The organism is Shewanella sp. SR44-3 (genome assembly GCF_014163735.1).
GTDB lineage: Bacteria > Pseudomonadota > Gammaproteobacteria > Enterobacterales > Shewanellaceae > Shewanella.
Map to the genome: position 1 here is coordinate 15,297 of NZ_JACJDV010000021.1, position 23,386 is coordinate 38,682.

At 45.1% G+C, this 23,386-nt stretch carries 22 protein-coding genes; 13 read left to right on the top strand and 9 right to left on the bottom strand.

What is annotated here, in order from left to right; translation table 11 throughout:
• Positions 1-32 precede the first annotated feature (32 nt).
• Entirely contained in the window at positions 33-923 is an 891-nt protein-coding gene (ubiA, locus tag H5073_RS11575; RefSeq protein WP_182679734.1) for a 4-hydroxybenzoate octaprenyltransferase, read from the top strand.
• Here ubiA and H5073_RS11580 read toward each other — a convergent pair.
• The 3 genes from H5073_RS11580 to H5073_RS11590 form a co-directional block, all read right to left on the bottom strand.
• Complete coding sequence (locus H5073_RS11580) at positions 920-1,843, bottom strand: RluA family pseudouridine synthase (RefSeq protein ID WP_182679735.1); 924 nt, start codon at positions 1,841-1,843, stop codon at positions 920-922. The genes ubiA and H5073_RS11580 overlap by 4 nt on opposite strands.
• A 185-nt stretch (positions 1,844-2,028) precedes the next feature.
• Positions 2,029-2,607, bottom strand: a complete 579-nt coding sequence (locus H5073_RS11585) for an LON peptidase substrate-binding domain-containing protein (protein WP_182679736.1) — start codon at positions 2,605-2,607, stop codon at positions 2,029-2,031.
• A 160-nt stretch (positions 2,608-2,767) separates the two neighbouring features.
• Positions 2,768-3,817 (bottom strand): patatin-like phospholipase family protein, encoded by a 1,050-nt coding sequence (locus H5073_RS11590; RefSeq protein WP_182679737.1) that lies wholly within the window; start codon positions 3,815-3,817, stop codon positions 2,768-2,770.
• 289 nt (positions 3,818-4,106) lie between these two features.
• Between H5073_RS11590 and H5073_RS11595 the strand changes: the two genes are divergently transcribed.
• From H5073_RS11595 to H5073_RS11605, 3 genes are all read left to right on the top strand, one after another.
• Complete coding sequence (locus tag H5073_RS11595; protein ID WP_182679738.1) at positions 4,107-6,476, top strand: TonB-dependent siderophore receptor; 2,370 nt, start codon at positions 4,107-4,109, stop codon at positions 6,474-6,476.
• Between the two features lie 116 nt (positions 6,477-6,592).
• Complete coding sequence (locus H5073_RS11600) at positions 6,593-7,057, top strand: YhcH/YjgK/YiaL family protein (protein ID WP_182679739.1); 465 nt, start codon at positions 6,593-6,595, stop codon at positions 7,055-7,057.
• Positions 7,058-7,187: 130 nt separating this feature from the next.
• Positions 7,188-8,108 carry a manganese-dependent inorganic pyrophosphatase gene (locus H5073_RS11605; protein ID WP_182679740.1) on the top strand — a complete coding sequence of 307 codons (921 nt, stop codon included), beginning with the start codon at positions 7,188-7,190 and terminating at the stop codon, positions 8,106-8,108.
• A gap of 404 nt (positions 8,109-8,512) precedes the next feature.
• On the opposite strand, the gene H5073_RS11610 is transcribed toward H5073_RS11605, so the two are convergent.
• The 3 genes from H5073_RS11610 to hemE form a co-directional block, all read right to left on the bottom strand.
• Positions 8,513-10,504: a TonB-dependent copper receptor gene (locus H5073_RS11610; RefSeq protein WP_182679741.1), complete on the bottom strand. Its 1,992-nt coding sequence runs from the start codon at positions 10,502-10,504 to the stop codon at positions 8,513-8,515.
• Positions 10,505-10,846: 342 nt separating this feature from the next.
• Positions 10,847-12,211 carry a glycerophosphodiester phosphodiesterase family protein gene (locus tag H5073_RS11615; protein WP_259394884.1) on the bottom strand — a complete coding sequence of 455 codons (1,365 nt, stop codon included), beginning with the start codon at positions 12,209-12,211 and terminating at the stop codon, positions 10,847-10,849.
• Between the two features lie 199 nt (positions 12,212-12,410).
• Positions 12,411-13,475, bottom strand: coding sequence for a uroporphyrinogen decarboxylase (gene hemE / locus H5073_RS11620; RefSeq protein WP_182679742.1), 1,065 nt, complete (start codon positions 13,473-13,475; stop codon positions 12,411-12,413).
• Positions 13,476-14,019: 544 nt separating this feature from the next.
• On the opposite strand from hemE, the gene rsd reads away from it, so the two are divergent.
• A complete protein-coding gene (gene rsd / locus H5073_RS11625; RefSeq protein ID WP_182679743.1) occupies positions 14,020-14,487 on the top strand; it encodes a sigma D regulator in 468 nt (155 codons plus the stop codon).
• An 84-nt stretch (positions 14,488-14,571) separates the two neighbouring features.
• Here the strand turns inward: rsd and H5073_RS11630 are convergent, their stop codons facing one another.
• The 3 genes from H5073_RS11630 to H5073_RS11640 form a co-directional block, all read right to left on the bottom strand.
• Entirely contained in the window at positions 14,572-15,612 is a 1,041-nt protein-coding gene (locus tag H5073_RS11630; protein WP_182679744.1) for an MJ1255/VC2487 family glycosyltransferase, read from the bottom strand.
• Positions 15,613-15,635: 23 nt separating this feature from the next.
• Positions 15,636-16,145 carry a phosphatase PAP2 family protein gene (locus H5073_RS11635; protein WP_182679745.1) on the bottom strand — a complete coding sequence of 170 codons (510 nt, stop codon included), beginning with the start codon at positions 16,143-16,145 and terminating at the stop codon, positions 15,636-15,638.
• A 309-nt stretch (positions 16,146-16,454) separates the two neighbouring features.
• Positions 16,455-16,715, bottom strand: coding sequence for a YgjV family protein (locus H5073_RS11640; RefSeq protein ID WP_182679746.1), 261 nt, complete (start codon positions 16,713-16,715; stop codon positions 16,455-16,457).
• Positions 16,716-17,089: 374 nt separating this feature from the next.
• On the opposite strand from H5073_RS11640, the gene rraA reads away from it, so the two are divergent.
• From rraA to tatC, 8 genes are all read left to right on the top strand, one after another.
• Positions 17,090-17,575, top strand: a complete 486-nt coding sequence (gene rraA, locus H5073_RS11645) for a ribonuclease E activity regulator RraA (RefSeq protein ID WP_182679747.1) — start codon at positions 17,090-17,092, stop codon at positions 17,573-17,575.
• Between the two features lie 144 nt (positions 17,576-17,719).
• Complete coding sequence (locus H5073_RS11650) at positions 17,720-18,736, top strand: formimidoylglutamase (RefSeq protein WP_182679748.1); 1,017 nt, start codon at positions 17,720-17,722, stop codon at positions 18,734-18,736.
• Positions 18,737-18,838: 102 nt separating this feature from the next.
• Positions 18,839-19,594, top strand: coding sequence for a bifunctional demethylmenaquinone methyltransferase/2-methoxy-6-polyprenyl-1,4-benzoquinol methylase UbiE (ubiE, locus tag H5073_RS11655; protein ID WP_011494919.1), 756 nt, complete (start codon positions 18,839-18,841; stop codon positions 19,592-19,594).
• Positions 19,594-20,214: an SCP2 domain-containing protein gene (locus H5073_RS11660; RefSeq protein WP_182679749.1), complete on the top strand. Its 621-nt coding sequence runs from the start codon at positions 19,594-19,596 to the stop codon at positions 20,212-20,214. The genes ubiE and H5073_RS11660 overlap by 1 nt, the downstream gene beginning before the upstream one ends.
• On the top strand, positions 20,211-21,860 hold the full coding sequence (gene ubiB, locus H5073_RS11665) for a ubiquinone biosynthesis regulatory protein kinase UbiB (RefSeq protein WP_182679750.1): 1,650 nt from the start codon (positions 20,211-20,213) through the stop codon (positions 21,858-21,860). The genes H5073_RS11660 and ubiB overlap by 4 nt, the downstream gene beginning before the upstream one ends.
• A 103-nt stretch (positions 21,861-21,963) precedes the next feature.
• Positions 21,964-22,203, top strand: coding sequence for a Sec-independent protein translocase subunit TatA (gene tatA / locus H5073_RS11670; protein WP_182679751.1), 240 nt, complete (start codon positions 21,964-21,966; stop codon positions 22,201-22,203).
• A 6-nt stretch (positions 22,204-22,209) separates the two neighbouring features.
• Positions 22,210-22,614 (top strand): Sec-independent protein translocase protein TatB, encoded by a 405-nt coding sequence (gene tatB, locus H5073_RS11675; RefSeq protein ID WP_182679752.1) that lies wholly within the window; start codon positions 22,210-22,212, stop codon positions 22,612-22,614.
• Positions 22,615-22,617: 3 nt separating this feature from the next.
• Positions 22,618-23,373, top strand: a complete 756-nt coding sequence (gene tatC, locus H5073_RS11680; RefSeq protein ID WP_182679753.1) for a twin-arginine translocase subunit TatC — start codon at positions 22,618-22,620, stop codon at positions 23,371-23,373.
• The last annotated feature ends 13 nt before the right edge of the window (positions 23,374-23,386 follow it).

Consider the following 23,386-nt stretch of genomic DNA (forward strand, 5'->3'; position numbering starts at 1 on the left):
TGGCAGCTATGAGCATGATTTCAAGGAGTGATATGACAGCACTGACTCAACAAGGCATAAAATATAAATTAACACTTTATGCCCAGTTGTCTCGCATCGACAGGCCCATTGGCACCTTATTGCTATTGTGGCCCTGCTTGATGGCGCTGCTCTTTGCCGCTAAAGGGATGCCCGACGTAAAAGTGTTGCTTATATTCATCTTAGGTGTGGTCATCATGCGTGCTTGCGGCTGTATCATTAATGATTATGCCGACCGTAACCTTGATGCCCATGTCGAGCGTACCAAACAAAGGCCATTGGCCTCTGGAGCCATTAGCAGCAAAGAAGCCTTGAGCCTATTTGCGCTATTAGGCTTACTTGCCTTTGGCTTAGTGCTATTGCTCAATCCACTGGTGGTAAAACTCTCAGTAGTTGGGATCATACTGACCATAATGTATCCGTTTATGAAACGGGTAACCAATATGCCGCAGATGTTTCTTGGCATAGTCTGGAGTTGGTCAATCCCTATGGCCTACGCCGCACAACTAGGTGAAGTCCCTATTGAAGCTTGGTGGTTATTTGCTGCCAATTGGTGCTGGACTGTGGCTTACGACACCATGTATGCCATGGTCGATAGGGACGACGACTTAAAAGTCGGGATTAAATCCACCGCGATTCTATTTGGCCGTTTCGACAGACAATGGATAGGGCTATTTCAACTTGCCGCCTTAGGGTGCTTTTTTATGGCAGGACTTAACGCCGAACGTGGCCTCATCTATGGTTTGGGTTTAATAGGGTTTATCGCCTTTAGCTGCTACCAGCAAAAGCTTATTTTCAGTCGTGACCGCCCCGCCTGCTTTAAAGCCTTCCTCAATAACAACTGGGTTGGAATGCTACTGTTTATCACGTTAGCCGCCGATTACCTGCTTTTTCAACCCCATTAATCCAAGCTAAATCCTTGGCATTGAATGTCGCGGACAACGCCTGATATTGGATCTATAAATCTAAGCCGTTGTGCTAATAGTTTTAACGGCTTAGTAAAGTCCTCAGGGCCTTTGGGTTGTAATTCAGGATAAAAACTGTCGTTCACTAACGGCATACCTAAGCTTTGCATATGCACCCTAAGCTGATGAGTTTTACCCGTAATAGGGCTCAAAACAAACAGGCCCATATCCGCTTTTATGGCAATCAATTGAATTTCTGAATGGCTATTGGGCTCGCCCTCCACCAGCTGAGTTAAAAAACTGGGGCTTGCAGGTCCGAGGCGATTTTTCACCGTCCAGCTTATTGGCAGATTTAGGTTTCCTGCTTGATGGGCTGCGCTAAGCTCTGGCGTCAATTGAGCTAAGGCGTGATAATCTTTACGGATTTTCCCTTCAATAAACAAATTATGATACTGATGTCGAACCTCAGGGTTTGTCGTCAGCAAGACAATACCTGCAGTGTGTTTATCTAATCGATGCGCTGGCGCTATGGTATCAATACCCGTTTTAATCCTTAACCTATGAACTAGGCACTCGTTAACATAGTTGCCACTTGGGGTCACGGGTAAGAAATGCGGTTTATAGGCAATAATGGCGTTATCATCTTGATGCAAGATGACCTCTTCAAATGGCACTTTGGTTTCCACCGCCACCTCGCGATAATAATATGCTCGCGCTAATGGACGGTAAGGCGTGTGCTCATCAATAAGCTCGCCATTTTTCCAATGCACTTTACCTTTCCTCAAGCGCTGCATCCAAACCTCTGGGGTGATTTGTGAAAAATGCTGCAATAGAAATTCAGCCACTGTCACAGGGAGCGGATCAGTTTTTGGGAGTACCACATAAGAGGGCTGGGCGGCGCGAGCGGTATTGATTGTCATAGAAAGAGTTGGCGTTTTAAAACGGCTAAAATAGGCCGCTATAATACCAAGCTGATAATTTTGACTCAAGCCGTAAGGGCGCAGACCACAGACGCTTATTTCTGAGTTTTGAATTGAAAAGCTCAGACACTCTGACTTTTCGGATCATTAATGTGATGAGTATTCAGTCCAATACTGAGTAAACGTTAAGTCTGAACGTGAGATTTAAGCAGTTGCAGCACAAAGTCCATGGTCTTATGGCAATTTGGCTGCTCAACTAACACTAACTTGTCTTTATTGTACATAGGCAAAACTTCTAACCAACGTTGGCTCACCCAAGTAGCATCTTCTAAGTGAGTCTGGGTGTATAAGCCCAATAAGTCGGGATTTACCTCATAAAACTGCTCAAGGGCGGCGCTGATAATCTCGAATTCACCCGCTATGGGCTCATTACGCCAATTTGCACAAGGTAGCGTTCTGGCGATCCATACTTGATCGCGCTGCTGAGCCGCTGACAATATCTTCACCCTCTGGCGACCTTCAAGCACTATACTCAAGGAGTTATCTTCAAGCTGATTAAAATCAATAATATCGCACTGGGTGGCAGTAACATAGCAAGGTAAAGGGCTGTGTGCTTTAGCCGCTGCAAAGGCTAAAGAATATTGCCCCCTGAGCACATTGGCTATCATGGTGAGCTGACTTGGAGAAACAATACGCACTTCAATACGGCCATCGGGCAGCAAGACAGCGTCTTGAACCAGTAGTGCCATTTCTGTAGTTTGCATAACAACCTCCTAATTACAGGTGGTATTCTCCGTACTCATCGTCATATCAGTGTAGCAGTTAGGTTTTTATCGAACCTAAAACCTATACAATATAATGCTTAATTACTATACAAACTAGACAGTGGCAAAACAGTATTTATTACAGGCGCAATTACAGTTTTTACAGTCGCTCTAATTTCTGCATGATATTGCCACTGGCAAGCAGCTTGGCAAATTCATCGGCCAGAGACTCACTCCACTTCACCGATTCACGCCAATATGCCATTCTGCTGGCACTGCTTAAGGCGCTAAAATCTTCTCTATCTGGGATTTTTCCATAGGGCAAGTTCGCAATATGCTCCCTCGATGGCGCTAAAATCAACGCATTATGGTAATTGTTTTTCGCCCTACGCCAGCTTAAGGACTTATCAAACCAACCTGGGCTCATGTGAGGATAAAAGTGCGGATACAGTGTCAGCCCCTTTGGCAAAGGTAAGTCAAAGTGATAATCGGTTAAACCACCATCATAATAATGCCCCGCTGCCAGTCCTGAAATATGTTTAACTGGCGCAAGTAACAAAGGAATTGAGCCACTGGCCAACAAGGTTTGGCTGAGATTATGCTTATTAAGCAGGGCTTGCTTTGTGGGCAAATCCTCAAGCGCAGTAAAAGGAGAGTCGCTGTCTTGATGGCTCACTACCACTCGCTCAAAATGCCAACCTAAGCTGCGGCGGCTAATGATATTCGTCATGGCAGTGGTAGCAAGGCCTGCCGCTAAACCTAATCTGTGATTGCTGCGATTAAGGTGTTTGGCGCGGCACACCACAAAATGCGAGCGAATAATGCTGTTATCGACAATATCTTGCCCACCTTGTGGCCCTAAAATCTGCTGAATGATCGCTTCAACTTGCTCACTGACAACCCTAGGGGATGGCTTACTTTCATAACGCTGGCCGATATAAAACTTCTCTAATCTTTGGTACGCCGCTAAGGGGTCTTGCTGGGCCAGACACGCCAGCCGCCAGGCTCCTGATGAAGCGCCTAAGGTATATAAAGGCTGTTTTCTATTCTTAAAAAACTCGCTAAATAGATACTTATCAAGTCCTGCAATACCTAGCCATTTCGGGCCACCAGATGCGGCAAGCAGTTGATTAAAAAGGTCTGGAGTCAAGCCATGTTCACTTATCGCCTTAAAGGCTGTGGGACCTGCTATAAATCTGAGTGCTGACAAGAAGTTTTCCTTAACATCAAGATATAACGAGTAAATATAGTATGTAATCAGTGCACTACTGTGCCACCAAGATTGCCAGATACACATCTGGCACCTACACTTTCAAGCAGCCAAGTTATCGGCAGGCCTGATAACAACTGAAGCCATCGAGTGAATTTAAACAAACCTGTCAGTGTTTTTAGTTCATTGTGAACTGAGTTAGCACTAACTTGACTAATAGCCCTGATTTTAATGCTGTTAATATCCTCATTAATTTAGGATTAACCAATTGAAATGTAAGAGAGGTCTTATGCGTTTAGCATTGATAGCCGCAGCAGTCGCATCCCAGTTTATGTTACCAGCAGCACAAGCTGAAGAAGTCCCCAGAGTAGAGAAAATTCAAGTCATTGGCTCTCGCATGGCGCTACGTACAGAAACCGACAGCGTGGTCCCTGTTGATATCATCACAGCTGAGCAATTACAGGCAACTGGCATGTCCGAAACGGCCCGTGCACTGCAATTTGCAGCACCAAGCTACAGTTTTCCATTTTCATCGGTAACCGATGGCTCAGATGCCGTGCGTCCAGCAAGCTTACGCGGCCTGTCACCTGATCACACCTTAGTGCTGGTTAATGGCAAGCGTCGTCATGGCTCAGCATTAGTGCATCTTGGCGGTACGTTTGGCAAAGGTTCATCTAACGTCGATTTGAATGCTATCCCGATGACGGCGATAAAACGCATTGAAATTCTTCGCGATGGCGCATCGGCGCAGTATGGCTCTGATGCCATAGCTGGGGTCATTAACGTGGTACTTAAGGACTACGATGAAGGCGGCACTGTCTCTGCTCAAGCAGGGCAAACCTATGAAGGCGATGGTGAGCAATGGCGCCTTGGGCTAAATCATGGGATCAACTTTTTAGAAACAGGTTTTATTAACTTGTCGTTAGAAGCACACCATAAAGACAGCACTAACCGCGCGGGCCTTGATCCACGTCAGCAATACCCTGAACTACCCAATGGCGCTGAAGACCCAAGAGAGCTCACATTTAATCGTAAAAATCATCACGTTGGTGATGCCGAATACGACAACCTAGGCTTATTTATTAATTCAGGCTTTGATTTTGAAAACGAAAGCCAGTTGTATGCCTTTGGCGGCATAAGCCAACGAGAAACGAAATCTGGGGCATTTTACCGCCGTGCTTTAGATTCTCGTAATCTAGTAGAAATTTACCCAGACGGCTTTTTGCCGCAGATAAATCCAGACATCACAGATAGCTCTTTAGTCGTGGGTTATAAATTTAACTTAGGCGAATGGAGCTTAGACTCCTCTGTTGGCCATGGCAGCAACGAATTTGAATACCGAGTGGTCAACACCTTAAATGCCAGTATCGGCCCAAGTAGCCAAACAGAATTTAATGCGGGAACTTTATCCACCAGCGAAACCAACCTTAACTTGGATGCCTCTCGCTATTTTAATTTTACCAATGATTCAGAAATCCTATTAGCTACAGGGGTTGCCTGGCGTGAGAACGGTTATCAAATCGAAGCCGGTGAAGCCAATTCTTATTTTGGTAGCGGTAGCCAAGGCTTTGGCGGCTTTACGCCAGAATCACAAGTCAACGAAGACAGATCAAACCTTGGGCTTTATGCTGAAGTTGAAAACCAACTCACGGAAGATTTTTTCTGGTCGGCCGCGGCGCGCTATGAAGATTACTCAGATTTTGGCAGTAACAACAGCTGGAAACTTGCCGCCCGCTATGATCTAGATGATAACTGGGGCCTGCGCGCCTCAACCAATACGGGCTTTAGGGCGCCAAGCGTACAACAATTGTATTTCACCAACATCTCTACCTTGTTTAATCCAGACCCTAACACTGGCCAATTAGTCCCGACTGAGTCCGGCACTTTTAACAACTTCTCGCCTATCACTCAAGCGCTTGAAGTGGGTAAATTACAGCCTGAAATCTCACAATCTTACAGTATGGGTCTGGTCTATAACGATCACGATGGCTTAGCCGTCACCATTGATGCCTACCAAATCTCCATTGAAGACAGAATTGTGCTCTCAAGCTCATTAACCCCGAGCGACTCGCCAGTGGTTGCCGCTCTCTTAGCGCAAACCAATGCTGAAGCAGCGCGCTTTTTCATTAATGCTGTGGATAGCCGCACCCGTGGTGTTGACTTGGTTGTGACTCAAGAGTTTGATATTGGCAATTATGGCGATTTAAAAGCAAGCCTAGCTTATGCCTATAACGACACTGAAATCGAAAGCATTCATCTACCGAATCTACTTAATGGCCTAGAAGAAGAGCTGTTTGATAATATAGAACAGACTCGCATGACTCAGGCGAACCCAAATCACACCGGCAACATAGGCTTAACTCACAGCCTTGGGGATTTCACAAGTACAGTGCGCTTAAGCTACTTTGGCGAATATACTGTGGGTTACTCCAAAGAAAATGTCACCTACGATGATAAATGGGTGATGGACATGTCGGTAAACTATGCGGCCACAGATAATTTAAGCTTAACCGCTGGGGTGCAGAACTTATTCGACACTTACCCTGAAAAACGCCCAGATGATAATAACTTCAATGGTATTTTCGTCTACCCGCTGACCAATACGCCCTTTGGTTTTAATGGTGGCTACTATTACCTAGAAGCTAAATATACCTACTAAATTGCGCTAACCTAAGCGCTAAGCACAACGAGTATTTCCCCAAAACAGGCCATCATCGATGGCCTGTTTTTTTCGTTCAGGTTATGATCTGCACAAACCATCAGCACGAGCCTCCCATGATAGTAGATACGTTAGCCAATCATCACTTGTACCATGCCCTGCACCCAAGACTGAGTGTGGCGCTAAAGCATATTGCCAATACTGACTTCAGCCCGTTGCCCGTAGGTAACTACCCACTCGATGGCGAAAATATCTTTGTCATAGTCAATGATTACCACACTAAGCCAAGGGAAGTTGAACCCTTTGAAGTGCATCAAAAATATATTGATGTGCAATTTGTGGTCAGCGGTGAAGAAGAGTTTGGCTACTTGCCATTAGCAGACCAAACACCCTCAAAACCCTATTTTGAAAAACACGATTATGCCGAGTTTGACTATGAGTCCAACAAAGCCGACGCTGCCTTTATTCCTTTAAAAACCGGCATGTTTGCGCTGTTTTTCCCAGGTGACATGCACATGCCAGGCACCAGCTGCGACCCCGTTGCGGTGCGAAAAGTAGTCGTAAAAGTCAAGATTGACTAACGCAAAGCCAGCGCTAGCCATTTAGCAACCATGCTGTAGCAATAAATAAATTCGGTTGTTATTTTTGAGTATTTCCGAATTCGCTTAATACTTGGTAAAATCGAGCCAAATCTATAGGAGAGAGTTTACAATGCCGATGTATGTTGTGGGTCACAAGATCCCTGATTCCGATTCAATCTGTGGCGCCATCGCCCTAGCTTACTTAAAAAACCAAATCGACGAGCCCGCCATTGCTGCCCGTCTTGGTGAGTTATCGCCAGAAACCGCTTTTATTCTTGAGCGTTTTGGCTTTGAAGCGCCGCTGTTCAAAGAAAGCTACGCGGGTGAAGAAGTCTATATTGTTGACCACTCTGAACTCACCCAAGCCCCTGATGATATAGCAGAGGCGACAATTGTGGGTATTGTGGATCACCACAAGCTAGGTGATTTAACCACATCCACGCCGCTTGAATGCTGGATCCGCCCAGTCGGTTGCAGCAACACCGTCATCAAAATGATGTATGACTTCTACAAAGTCGACATTCCAGCAGATATCGCGGGCATCATGATGTGCGCCATTTTAAGTGACACTGTGATTTTTAAATCACCAACTTGCACCACAGCTGACATTCGCTGCGTCGAAGCACTAGCTGAAATCGCCGGCATTGAAGACTTTAAAGCACTTGGCATGGAAATGTTTAAGGTGAAATCTGCCGTTGAAGGCACGCCAGCACGCGACTTAGTGATGCGCGACTTTAAAGACTTCAACATGAATGGCAACTTAGTCGGTATTGGTCAGTTAGAAGTTATCGACTTATCGGTATTTGACGCCATCAAAGCCGATTTAGAAGCCGATATCCGCGCCCTCAAACAAGAAGGTAAGCGTCATAGTGTCTTGTTATTACTCACAGACATTATGAAAGAAGGCTCAGAAATGTTAGTCATCAGTGATGACAGCGAGCTAACCCAAAAAGCCTACGGCAAAGCCACTATCGATGGCAAAGTCTGGTTAGATGGCGTACTTAGCCGCAAGAAACAAGTGGTGCCTCAGCTCCAGCAAGCTTTCGCTTAAGTATCATTTTTCCACTAAGTATCAGCTGTAGTGCAACACCAGCAGCTGATACTTAGTACGTTTAAAAACCGGCCATTTGAGCCGGTTTTTTATTGCTCAATAAGTTAACGAAAAATTTACAACCTCAATATGCAGTGAACTCGGCCATTGGGCTATTTTCAACCTTACTTACGTCAACCCAGTAAAATTATGCCTGCCACAGAAAAAGCACTCGTTAAAAAGACTGTTAGAATCATCCATTTTCACCACTCACCTTCTAAGTCGTGTTCATAAAACAATAAAAAAAATGACACTGGCATCCTTGTCAGTGTCATTGAAGTTAGCTTAAGTGTGATACCCCATCCCACCAGCTAGGAGCAAGCTTTGCGTCCTTGCAAATATACTAAGCACAAATTATTTGCCGCTTAAAACTCATAGGTTAATTTGGCCCAGAAGTTACGCCCTGATTCGTTCACTTGGAACATAGGCTCACTGCCAGGTAAGTCATTGCCACCCGCCGCTTTACTGATGTGCTCGGCGTAAGCGATATCAAACAGGTTTTCTACCCCTAAAATTAACCGTAAATGATCGTCATAATTCCACGAAGCATTGATGGCAACAGTGCCAAAACCACTAGACTCGGCTAAATCCTGGCCAACTATGTTGCCATGACCGACTGTGACTCTATTTTGAGCATCAACCACTCGCCACAAGAGTCCTGCAGCCCAGGCATCTTTTTGATAATTAAGTGATAATTTAGACTCAAGCGGTGACACTTGGCCTAAGTCCACATTGTCAGTATCGTTATCACCTAAGGTGTAGCTTAAGGTCACTTGCGCCGACCAATTGTCGTTAAAGTCATAATCTATGCTGGCTTCACCGCCGTACAAGGTGGCATCTATGTTACGGGCCACTGTCATTGGGCCGGTTGAGTCCACTAAGATGTAGTTATCTAACTGACCGTAAAATAATGAGCTTGAAAACACTAAGCCATTATCGTAAATCCAGCCGATATCCAGCTGATTAGTTTCTTCAGGCTCAAGATCAAAAGCTTTTTGCATTGGATTGCTGGCACTGGTTTTCATGATTTCCCAGTAATCAGGCACCCGCTCAGCGTGCCCCACACCGGCGTAGTATTGACTGAAACCATCACGGTACTCATAACGGGCGTAACCGCTAAATACATCGTCAGTACGATTACCTTGTTGACCCACATAGAGATCGGTATCCCAGTTGTCATAACGAACCCCGGCAAATACCTTGCTGTACTCAAGATGATAGACAGACTCAACAAATAAGCCCCAGTTGGCGTATTCTATATTCTTCATAAATGGCTTGCGCAGTAAATCATCCAGACCTTTATCTTGCATCATATTGATGCCGCGGCCTTGATGATCGCTTTGCATATGATCAACACCCACGGTGAGATCCCAGTTCAACATAGGGGTTAAGCCTAACCAGAAATGCCCGCCACTGGTGCTGCGCATCACATCCATCCCCATGTTTACGCCGCGATCAAACTGATCCATGATGTGATCGTTTTCATTACTATAGGCTTGAAAATCAATATTTTTTAATAGCTCTGAATCGAAATCATGTTGCACTAACAAGGTATAACTTTCATTATCTATTTGGCGTGCCTTGTTTAAGCGGTCTGCATATTCAGCCTCACCTTCTGACTGACCCACAGCGAATTCAATCACAGTATTTTCAGACGGTGTCCAGCCCAAGGCCACCTTAAAATTGTCCCTGTCATAGCTTGATTGCACTGGATTGTCGTTACCGTCTTTGTAGTGATCGCTGCTGGAGCTGTCCATGTCAAAATCGACGTAATAATCGGCATTACCCGCCACAAATTCTATGATGCTGTCTTTCCGTTCAAAACTGCCGCCAGTGATGCTGGCGCGGCCCATAATGCCGCGCTCGGTAAAGCGGTGGCGATTTTTTTCAAACAATACTGTGCCTGCCGAGCCCACGGGGCCATATTTCACCGTTTGCGGGCCTTTTATCACAGTAATTTCATCATAGGATTCTGGGTAGATGTAGTTCGTTGGTGGGTCCATACGGCCACCACAGGCGCCATATACGTGCTGGCCATCATCGACTATCGCAACACGTGAGCCTCCCATACCGCGAAATGAGGGGTCGCCGCCCATGCCGCCTTTACGAGTCACACTAAAACCGGGAATGGTTTTCAAAAAACCTGAACCTTCAAACGCAGGCAGTGGCAGGCGTGGCTTTTTGGGGTCGCTCACCACGTTAACAGGCTCACGCATCACGTCCCCTGTAACCACAAGATACTCATTACACTTTTCATCCTTGCTGCAATTATGCTGCTCTTGAGCCTGAACATTAGGTTGCATCGCCATCACTAACGCGCCCGCTAATAAGCTTAATTTGAAGTTGGTCTTTCCCATCACATCACCTCGGTATTTTTATTACTGCTTTATTTTGAGGTGATTATTCACTTTCATAACCAGCATTCAATATGAATGTTATGGTTTGCGACACTTTGTCGCACCCAGCTTAAGCCATTGTTATTAAATAGCTAAATATGTGACCAACCCCATAATTTTTCACTTTGAAATCGGCTATGATCACAAAACTTTTGTGCTAAATATGATTGATGTAACACTGACAAAAAAGCCTGCGATAAGCAGGCTCTGTATTGAGCTAATCTTCAAGCTATCACTTTGTCACCAGCCCCCAGATCTCGTCATTCACAGCCTAATGATCTAAACCTATGACTTCAGACCGCGCTAGCTTTTAGCCATGCAATTAGCATAGAAAGCCACTGTGGCAGGCCAATCAGAGAACACGGCTTTCACGCCAACGTCAGTGGTGAGGACATGCAATAACTCAAGGGCATCACCTTCATCATTGATGGCCTCTGTGACGCTTTGGTAATACCAACCACCACCTTGGGTCAATAAACCTGAGCGCTCTAAGGTCCAAGCGATAATCTCAAGTTGCGCAGCTTTCGCCGCTTTAGCATACTCAGAAGGGACTAATTTTTTATTCTCATCTAAGGTTACTAAAACCCAGAGAGGCGGTGCAATAATCTTCACTCCAGCATTGCTAAGCTCACTCATACTCGGTGACCAAGTGCTGCTGTCTTGTGGATTAAAATCAGCCAAATCATATCTGTCATCTAAGTACACAGCTTGCGCGGCGAATTCTGGTGCGTTAGCAATCCAATATTTAACATCCTCTAAATTAAAAGATTGCGGCAAGACTTCAGTCGCAGCAACACTAGCCTCTGTGTATTCGTCTAGCATTTTTTGGGCATAATCCTGCTGACTAAAACCATCAAAAGGCATCACCACCTCCGCAGACTTAAGCTCTGGCGTCATCTTAATGCCCGCCGCTTTAAACATAATGATGCTCTCAGCATGGGTCATTAAGGTGCCGCTGCCTGAATACAAATTCGTGCGCCAATCTGGCGTACCTTGCATGTAAGCTTCAACGGTCGTGGCTTGCGAGTTGGCGCCATCCATCTTGCCCTTAAGGCGCTTAAAATCAGCCAAAGTTATGTCACTGGTGCAACATTTCGCCGATGCAGGTACTCCGTTAGCCGTATCTGCGGGGCTAAAGGGCACGCTGCATTTATTGGCTAATTCTGGAATGGCTAAAATATTAGTGGTGGTAGCTAAATCACATTGAGAGTGACGACAGACCAAGGCTTTATCTGAGGTAAAGGTCACGTCGCACTCTACAACACCCGCGCCAGTATCTATGGCCGCTTGGTAAGCTTCACGAGTATGCTCTGGGAACTGCATGGCAGCACCCCGATGACCGATAGCAAAGTCGCTGCGGTAAGTTTCATCACCAATGCACTGGGCTAAGCGAATTTTTAATTCACTATCTTGCATTTGATTCACTAAAAAAGCCGGCCTTGGGCCAACACTGGCAGGTTTTTCTGAGTTAATGGCCATAGTGCTAGCCAGTGAGGAAGTTTGCACTGGTGTTGTTATTGGTGCAGTTATTGGTGTTGTAATGGGCGCTGCGGTGGACGTTTTAGCGTTACTATCGCTATTACAAGCTGAGGTGAACGGCATAAGCAGTAATAATGTAGCCACACCTAAGGCGGGTTTAAGCGAACGTTTGATTTTACTAACGGGCATCTTGTCGTCCTTGGTATTGATTAATAAATCTTGCAGAGATAATTAATACGATTGGTATAACCCATAGATTAATGAGGACAAATGACACCTTTACTAATTCTTGATGACAAATTTAAGGCATAAAAAAGCGAGCTCTAGGCTCGCTTTTACGCTAAATAAGGTGCTGCTATATGTAACTTTTTACTTATGGTACTTCTAGCTACTTATGGTATTGGGGCGACAACTCATGTACTGAATTGATAAAGGCGCCAGCATGCTCTGGATCAACATGCTGATGGATACCATGACCTAAGTTAAACACATGACCAGTACCCTTGCCGTAGCTTGAGAGGATTTGACCCACTTCTTGATGGATACGCTCAGGGCTTGCATATAACATAGAAGGATCCATGTTGCCTTGCAGAGCCACTTTATCGCCGACACGGCGACGAGCATCGCCAATATCCACAGTCCAATCTAGACCTAAAGCATCACAGCCAGTTTCCGCCATAGACTCAAGCCATAAACCGCCGCCTTTAGTGAATAACGTCACAGGTACCTGGCGACCATCGGCAAAACGGGTTAAGCCATCAACGATTTTTTGCATATAACGCAGTGAAAACTCACGGTATGCATGGTGAGATAATGCGCCGCCCCAAGAGTCAAATATCATGAGCGACTGCGCGCCATTGGCGACTTGTGCGTTCAAATATAAAATCACTGAATCGGCAAGTTTATCAAGCAACATGTGCAGGGCTGCAGGCTCCGCGTAGGCCATCTTCTTGATTTTCTCAAAGGTCTTGCTTGAACCACCTTCCACCATATAAGTGGCTAATGTCCAAGGCGAACCAGAGAAACCAATCAAAGGCACTTCACCTTTTAGCTCCCGACGAATTGTGCTTACAGCGCGCATCACATAGCCTAATTCATCTTCTGGATCTGGAATACACAGCTTTTTAATGGCGTCGATAGTGTCAGTTGGGCGCTCAAAACGTGGGCCTTCGCCAGTTTCGAAGTACAAACCTAAGCCCATAGCATCTGGCACAGTCAAGATATCGGAAAACAAAATGGCAGCATCTAACTTGTAACGACGTAAAGGCTGCAGCGTCACTTCACAAGCCAGCTCGGCATTGCGACATAGAGACATAAAATCGCCGGCCTGGGCACGCGTTGCCTTATACTCTGGTAAGTAGCGTCCAGCTTGGCGCATCATCCATACGGGAGTTGCATCAACAGGCTGTTTTAACAGGGCGCGTAGGTAACGATCATTTTTTAATTCTGCCATTTGGCTATTTTCCTAGACTGTATGAATTCTGCAGGGCGCTAGTTTAGCACTTTGTCGATTAGTCTCACCAGCATTGGAAAATTTATCTGCCGCGATAGAGTGTGATCTAGACCACAGAGTCAAAGCTGTATTCTATGATCAAGACGTGATTCTGGGTTGGCAAACCCTGGGTATAAACTTGTTGATGAAATGTGCAAAACCTCACGGAGTTATCACATAATGAATGCTTTTGTGTGAATAACCTACGACTTGACGATAAATGTGTTGCGACTTTGGTAGCCCTTTGATATAAAAAGTTTGCGCTAGCAAGAACAATCAAGAAGCTCTACACATTGAGCCTTTAGGAACTACATTCGACCAGCAATGGCTTGCCATTGCTGGTTTTTTTATTGGTGCTATTTCATATACTGCTTAATATGACAAACAGCGACATTCACCTTATCTGGTTGGTGCAGTGGTAAATATTCACAAAACAGTTGATCCCTCAGGGCTTTCTCCCATACATTAGTTGTTATGGATAGGTTGCCGACTGAGTAGAACAATAATGTTAACGAAACTGGAACATGCCGAACAGAAATGGGGTGGAGCTAACAAGCTTATCGATCAATGGCTTAACAATCGCAGGATGCTACTTATCCAATACTTTAAGATCGCAGGATTAGCGCCTTACACCCGTGCGGATAAGAAGCTACCACAATTTCAAACGGTGAAGAATTTCTGTGCTCAATTAGTTGATTATGTATCCGAAGGGCATTTTGAAGTCTATGACCAAGTGGTTATTGCCTGTGAGAAATTTGGTGAGTCAAGCCGCGCAGTCGCGCAGTCTTTGCTGCCAAAAATCAGCGATACCACAGATATAGCCTTAGACTTTAACGACAAATACACTGAAGCCGATGATGAGCAAGTCCTGTATCAATTGGATAAGGACTTATCTAAGCTTGCCCAGTCTTTGGAAACACGCTTTGAACTTGAAGATGAACTCTTGGAAATTCTTCACAGCCGACACTCATAAACTGAATTACAAAGGTTAGCGAAAATAGCTAACCTTTTGTTTTTAATCTAAAAAATCACGCTATTCACAAGCAAACTCAGCCTGCTAATTCCAGTTGTCAGGCAAATTAACCTTGGACCACAAATGCTCACAAAGCGCTTGTGGCTGTTGCCAATCTCCTTGTGCTAGCCAAGTCACAAAGTCATCTGCGGTTTGCGGGTAATTAATCGGGCTTGGAGCAGGGGCTTTAAGCCAGCGCCTGAGTTTATCGCTATCAAATACCGTCATAGATTGCCCTGCGGCTAACAATTCCAGCGCTGCGACATTCGCCCCTTGTTCAAACTGCCCTTGCAAAGGCTTGACCATAAGCTTTTTGCCTAAGGTCAATGCTTCACTGCTAAGCTCAAACCCTGCATTGGCCACCACACCGCCACATTCAGCTAAGTGCGCTTTAAACCCAAGACGACTAAAACCATGCCATTGAATGTGAGCAGGCAGTGGCTTGATGGGTTTAGCCCTGTGATAAACCAAAAACTGATAATCATCAAAAGGCGTGAAAAAATCTGCCACTTCATCAGCATCTTCAAAGGGAAGATACACTAATATCTGATGCCCATGCTCACGCTTTGCAGGCTGTACATCAACAAAGGGCGGCATAATAGGACAAGCAAAGTGGTGCCAATGGCAGCCCAAAGCGATATCCACCGGCGCAAAATGATTCAGCAGCAGCTCATCTAGCCAAGTAAGCCCTTGTTTAGGCACATTGTGGCACAGCGCAGCCTGATGACTGATCCCGATAGAGGGCACTTGCTGGCGCTTAGCGGCCCAAGCTGAGATAGGTTCAAAATCATTAAGCACTAAGTCGTATTCAGATAAATCGAGGGCATTGACTTGCTGTAAAATAGGACTGGCAAGATTTTGCTTAAGGGTTTTAGCGATATTAACTTTACCCTGTTCAGTCACAAAAGTTAGCCCCTCATTAACGCGGTAATCAGCAAAACAACTCATGTCTGTATACTGCTCTGCCACCCGACCTGAAAACAAGAAATCCACTGTGACGCCAGCCTTCTTCAGCGACTTGGCCATCACCCGCGCACGGCTAATATGACCATTGCCCGTCCCTTGTACCCCATACAAAATACGCATAGTCCTTCCTTTAGTTGGCCATATTAAACTTGTAACCAAAGCAGCCCTAAGCTAGCACTGCCAAGCCCTAACCCCATACCTGCTAAAATATCTAACGGGTAATGTACCCCTAACGCCACACGAGACCAGCCTACACCCGCCGCCCAAATAAACACCCAAGGGCTAAAAAAAGGAAAAGCAACCGCAATGAAACTTGCCACCATAAACGCTGCTGCAGTGTGTCCGGAAGGTAAGCTGAATTTATCTGCTGGCTCAAAGCTAAACTCCAGCTCAACTAAGGCGTGACACGGCCTTGGACGGCGCAAGCTGTGTTTAAGGCATAAATACAAGGGCAATTCGATGAGAAATCCACACAGTAATTGATTGAAAAAAACCGTTCCTAGAGGATGAAACAACAATATAATCAGACTAAAACATAAATAAATTGGACCATCACCACTGCGGCTGATACTTCTCGCCAACGGCGTTAAACCATAATAACGACTCGAATTAAGCACATGACAAAAAAGCCGTTTATCTAAGCTTGTCAACATACATGCATCCTTATACCCCTGTCTTAGCACTGTATTTATGACCCAAAAACCTTGAATTAGTAACAAGATTACAATGGCTTAATAAGTCACAAGAGATAAGCGAGCTATCAATAGGCCTTAAGGCTTTACTGATCAAGCTAAGCTTTGGCAATGACGCTAACATGACAAAAAAGGGAAGTTTTTATGACGTTATGCACGGCAAATTATCAAGAATATCAGGCATAAAAAAGGGCCAATGAATGGCCCTTTGGGTCTCGAAAGCTAATGCGTTGGGCGCCTTCACCCGAACGAGGATTATTCTGAGTCAGCTTATGCTTTTACTTCAGCATCATCAGCAACAGGCTTACCTGTACGATAAATTTTCACTAAGTGATAGATGTTTATGCCTGCAACGAAAGCATTCATCCCAGCCACTGGCCAGGCATCGATGGCATAACCGTAAGCTGCAAATAATCCACAACCGACGAAGTTGATCCATCTTAGTAAGATGATGTCTTTCATCATCAAAGAAATGGCTACCATTACCGAGGCTACATAGCCTAGGATTTCAATCCAATTTACATTTTCCATAAGAACCTCTTTAAGGCTCTCTGCCGTCCGTATGCGTAACGAGGGATCCGTGCCTCTAAAGCAAACATGTTAAGTTAATTCAGTTAATCATAAGCTAATATGCTAGCAAAGAGTGCCGTAAAAATGTAATTAAAAAACGTAATATAATGACCTTCATCAAACAAAAACACCTAAATGACTAAAAAAGAACGAAATTAACCAACAAAATAACAATTATTCACTATCTATGCCGTTTAAAAGTTCTTAAACAAGGCTAATGCCTCAGTCATAGACATCAATCCTGTGATTAATAACGCTTTTATTTTCATGAAAAGCTCATATAATCCACTAAACTTTGCCTAACTCAGCAGTTACTGCCCAATAGGAGTGTCACCATGGAATACAACACCTCAGAGCTTTGCGACATGTACATAGATGTTGTCGATGTCGTCGAACCTATGTTCAGCAATTACGGTGGTTGCAGCTCTTTTGGCGGCGCCATCAGCACAATAAAGTGTTTTGAAGACAATGGTCTTATTGCAGATGCGCTGCAAGAAGATGGTGAAGGCAAGGTATTACTGGTTGATGGCGGTGGCTCTTTACGTCGCGCACTTATCGATGCCAGCATAGCCCAAATTGCCGTGAACAATAATTGGGAAGGCATCATAGTCTACGGTTCAGTTCGCGATGTCGATGCATTAGAAGAGCTGGATTTAGGTATCCAAGCGCTGGCATCTATTCCTGTTGGCGCAGAAGGTAACGGCGTGGGCGAAATTGAACTGCCGGTTAACTTCGGTGGTGTCACTTTCTTACCGGGCGATCATATCTATGCTGACAATACCGGCGTCATTTTGTCTCCAGAGCCATTGGATATTGATTAATCCACTCTACCGATAACCAACCAACATCCACCCACGCGCATTGACTGGCGCTGGTAGATATAGAAAGCCAGCCATGCTGGCTTTTTTTATAGCAATACGTTTATATCAGCGCTTTTTATTATATGAGTCTATGTGAGGAATGCCATGTTCACCGCCTTCAACCAACAAACCTTAGAGACACTCTTAAGCCCCCGAAGCGGTGAGACCAAACTAGGTCAAACCATCATGCTGTTAGACACCAACCGTCCCTTAGCACAAGCACTGTTCTACGCCAAGCAGCAAGGGGCTCGCTTTGCTATTTTAGGCATAAGTGAAGACTTAGGTCCTAGGGCGAACTTGGGCCGAGGCGGCGCCAATGATGCCTTCAGCGCAGCCATGAGCCAATGGCTGAACTTGCAGTCAAACCGTTTCTATACCGGTACTAACTGCCTTATCTTAGGCGAAATCGCCCCGCCTGCATTAGCCGTAGATGTAAGCCTTGAGCAATTGAGACAAGCCACCCAAGCGCTGGATGAGCAAGTCATCGCCTTAGTCAGCCAAGTATTTGATGCCGGCCTTGAGCCTATTGTTATCGGCGGCGGTCATAACAATGCTTTTGGCTTATTGATGGCAGCAAAACATAGCCTAGGAGAGCCTCTAGCGGCTGTGAACCTTGATCCCCACAGTGACTTCAGACCAAAAGAAGGCCGTCACAGTGGCAATGGTTTCAGTTATGCCGCCGCCAATGGTGCTCTAGATCACTATCATGTACTTGGCCTACACGAGCTTAAAAACACTGAAACCACTTTGGAACAATTAAGCTTATTTGGCGGTACTTGGCACACCTATCAGCAGATTTGGGTCAGACGAGAGCTGAGCCTTAGCCAAGCGTTAAAACAGATAGCCAAAGAGCTTAATCAAACTCAGCTTGCTGTTGCACTGGAACTTGACGTTGATGCTATCAACACTATGCCAAGTAGCGCCTCGACCGTTGCTGGTGTGCCTTTAATGGATGCACTGCACTATGTTAACTATATCGCTAAACATTGCCCAACGGCGTATTTTCACATTGCCGAGGCGGCGCCAGTTTGCCATAGCGCGAACCTCAGCGCTGGATACCGTGATGTAGGTCAAAGTATTAGCGAACTCATTTATGCTTACATACAAGGCCGCAGAACATAGGGTTTAGATCCTTGGTTTGAGTAGATTCGTCTATTCAATAACGGCCAATAATATGCTCTAATGCGCCATTGATAATTTCGCAACGAGAACAGGAACAAACACATGTCTGAAGGCGATTCTAATAAAACACATTTTGGCTATAAAACTGTTGAAGCCGATAAGAAAGCCGATCTCGTCGCCAGTGTATTTCATTCAGTTGCCGCTAAATACGACATAATGAATGACGTGATGTCATTCGGCATCCATCGTTTCTGGAAGCGCTTCACCATAGAAACAGCAGCCGCGCGCCCTGGCATGAAAGTGCTTGATTTAGCAGGTGGTACAGGGGATCTTACCGCTAAGTTTTCACATTTAGTGGGCGAGCGTGGCCAAGTGGTACTGGCCGATATTAATGATTCCATGCTAAAAGTCGGCCGCACTAAGCTCAGAGACAAGGGCATAGTCAACAATGTCAGCTACGTGCAAGCCAACGCTGAAGCACTGCCGTTCCCAGATAATCATTTCGATATCATCACCATCGCCTTTGGTTTACGTAATGTGACCGACAAAGACGCGGCGCTGCGTTCTATGCTCAGAGTGTTAAAACCAGGTGGTAAACTGTTGGTATTAGAGTTTTCTAAGCCTCAACATGAAATGATGCGCAAAGCTTATGATCTTTATAGCTTTAAAATCCTACCTAAGATGGGTGAAATCATTACTAAAGATGCTGATAGCTATGAGTACCTTGCTGAGTCAATTCGCATGCACCCAGATCAAGATACCCTCAAAGAAATGATGCAAACTGCAGGTTTTGAGCAAGTCGACTACACCAATATGACCGATGGTATTGTCGCCCTGCATAAGGGATATAAATTCTAATGCAACCCAACCACCTTGCCTTGCTGGCCTGCGCCGCTATCGAACTTGGATTCGACAAACTGCCGCCTCAAGCCAAAGCTGACTATGCCAAGGCAAAGTCGCTTCACGGCAAGGTGTTTAAATTGCAGCTAAGGCAATTGCCTTTCCCATTACATTTGATATTGGCAAAACAAATTCAAGTCTTGAGCCAATACCAAGGTGAGGTGCAGGTAGAGCTAAGGGCTGATCTTGCCACCTTGTACCAACTCAGTGAAGGTGCTAGCCTTACCGAACTCATTAAGCAAGACAAATTGCAGATTGAAGGTGATACCCAGCTGCTGCAGGATTTTAGTCAATTTTTAAAACAAATCCGCTTCGACTTTGCCGAGCCTTTGTCACGCTACTTAGGTGATGCGCCCGCACACCAGATCTTAACGAAAGCAAAATCTTTACACCTAAGCACCAAGCAAATACTCAACGATACCGCCTCGCATTTAAGCCAGCTGGCAACCGAAGAATATGGCCTCACGCCTCATCAGAGTGAATATCGTGCTTACCAAGCTCACTTGAATGATATCGAGCGTCAGACACAGCAACTCGAACAAAAAATAGCCCAGCTAAGAGATAAAATTACCCCATGAGCATTTCCAGCCTGCATCGAGGTTACCAAGTCCTGCGCACATTGCTGCATTATGGTCTTGATGAGCTTTTAGCTAACCATAAGCGCCCCAAGTTATTCATCCTATTGCGTTGGTTTTTTTTCTGGATTAGAAACCAGCACCAGGATAAGTCCACCGCCGAGCGTTTAAAGCTTGCGATGCAAGAGCTAGGTCCTGTGTACATCAAATTAGGCCAGATGCTGTCAACCCGCAAAGATCTTCTCGATGATGAGTGGGCCTATCAACTGGCGATGCTGCAAGACAGAGTGCCGCCTTTTGATGCTAACTTAGCAAAACAAGCCATAGAAACTGAACTCAATGCCAGTATCGATAGCTTGTTCGATGATTTCGACGATGTGCCTTTGGCCTCAGCCTCTATCGCTCAAGTTCACAGCGCGACACTGAAATCCAATGGTAAGGCCGTGGTGCTTAAAGTACTCAGGCCCAATGTCGAAGCCTTGATCTTGGCAGACTTACAGCTAATGAGCCAAAGTGCAGCGCTCCTTGAGCGCTTGCTTGGTGAAGGTAACCGCCTGCGTCCTGCTGAAGTGATTGAAGATTACAAAATGACTATATTAGGTGAGTTAAATCTGAAGCTTGAAGCACTAAACGCCATTAAACTGAGAAACAATTTCTTAGACTCAGACGCCTTATACGTACCCTATATTTATGAAGAGTTAAGCTTCAAACGTTTAATTGTCATGGAGCGTATCTATGGTATTCCCGTATCTGACTTAAACGCCTTAAAAGCCCAAGATACCAATTTAAAGCTGTTAGCCGAGCGCGGTGTTGAGCTCTTTTTCACCCAAGTATTTAGAGATAACTTTTTCCACGCCGATATGCACCCGGGCAATATTTTTATCAGCCGAGATCATCCAGACAACCCTTATTACATAGGTTTAGACTGCGGCATTATGGGCACGCTCACCGATGTAGATAAGCGTTATTTAGCGGAGAATTTTTTAGCTTTTTTCAATCGCGATTATCACAGAATTGCTCAGTTGCATCTTGAGTCTGGTTGGGTCAGTGAGCACACAGATATCTTGGCCTTTGAGCAAGCCATCAAAATCGTCTGTGAGCCCATGTTCAACAAACCATTAGATGAAATATCTTTCGGTCATGTGCTGTTAGCTCTGTTTAAGACCGCACGGCAGTTTAATATGGTGGTTCAGCCACAGTTAGTGCTACTGCAAAAGACCTTACTCTATATCGAAGGCTTAGGTCGGCAGCTGTATCCACAGTTGGATTTATGGCAAACAGCCAAACCATTTCTCGAGCAGTGGATGGCTAAACAAGTCGGGCCTAAGGCATTATTTGACAAAGTTAAATCAAATGCCCCTTTTTGGGCGGAAAAATTGCCCGAACTGCCTGAGCTTGTTTATGACAATTTAAAAATGGGCCGAAAACTACTTGGCACTCAACAGCAAATGTTAGATAAATACTTAAAATATCAACATAAAGCTCATAAAAGTAATTACTTGCTTATCACTTCTGCTGTTTTAGTGATCTGCGCCGCAATACTTTTTAACCAAGCCGTTACACTATGGCCCTCGCTCCTTTGCTTAGGGGTTGGTGCTGGGTTGTGGTTGCTTGGATGGCAGGCGAGACCAAAGAATCGAAAACTTTAGCTAGCACTAATTTATCAGAGGTTCATAATAGTTAAAGAATTCACAGTTACACTTAAGTTTACAATTAAACGTATTATTGTTGATTTATTAAGAGGATATATTCATGGGCGGCATCAGTATTTGGCAACTTCTCATTATAGCGCTGATCGTAATTTTACTATTTGGCACTAAAAAATTACGCTCTTTAGGCGGTGATTTAGGTGGTGCAGTGAAAGGCTTTAAGAATGCCATGACATCTGAAACATCTGAGGAAGAGAAGAAAACCTTAGAAAACAATCAAACAGCACAAACCTCGCAGCAGGCTGAAGCAAAGCCTGAGTCTAAGGACAAAGAACAGGCGTAACTCATTATGTTTGACGGTATCGGCTTTATGGAGTTGCTGCTGATTGGTATTTTGGGGCTTGTGGTGCTGGGCCCCGAAAGACTGCCGGTTGCAGTTCGTAGTGTTACAGGTTGGATCCGCGCCTTAAAGCGCATGGCTAACTCGGTAAAAGATGAGCTTGAACAAGAGCTGAAAATTGAACAGTTACATGCGGATTTAAAGAAAGCCGAAAGCAAAGGCTTAGCCAACTTATCCCCTGAGCTTCAAGAGTCGATTGATCAACTTAAGCAGGCGGCTCAGTCAGTTAATCGTCCCTATCAAGTGGATGAATTAAGTGCCCAAGAGAATGAACCTAAGATTGCTCCTCCTCAGGCAAACATGCCCCAGGAACCCACGCAATCCGGTGAGACTCACTCGAAAAACAACGGATAAGCCATGTCGCAACAGCTGCCACTCATCAGCCATTTACTTGAGCTGCGCACCAAACTACTCAAAGCTATCGCCAGTGTATTGCTGGTGTTTATTGCCAGCGTTTATTGGGCTAATGATATCTATCATTATGTCGCAATTCCCTTAATGGAATCTCTGCCTGAAAATGGCAGCATGATAGCCACAGATGTAGCAGCGCCATTTTTTGCGCCCTTTAAATTGACGCTAATTTTATCCTTTTTTGCTGCGATCCCCTACGTGCTGTACCAAATCTGGTCTTTCGTGGCACCAGGACTGTATAAGCATGAAAAACGCTTGGTCATGCCGCTATTATTAAGCAGCACCTTGTTATTTTATGCTGGCATTGCGTTCGCTTATTACATTGTCTTCCCAGTAGTGTTTGGTTTTTTTGCCAGTGCAGCACCTGAAGGGGTGCAAGTTGCCACTGACATCAGCAGCTATTTAGACTTTATCCTAAAGCTATTCTTCGCCTTTGGACTTGCATTTGAAATCCCAGTTGCCGTGGTATTACTGTGCTGGGCTGGCGTCACCACTCCCGAAGATTTGCAGGCGAAACGTCCTTACATAGTTGTTGGCGCCTTTGTTATCGGCATGCTATTAACCCCACCGGATATCATCTCTCAGACTATGCTTGCGGTGCCAATGCTGTTATTGTTTGAAGCGGGTTTATTTGCGGCTAAATTTTATCGTAATGATGCCGATGAAAGCGAAAACAATATAGACGATAGCGCGACTAAATAGTGCGGACCATGAA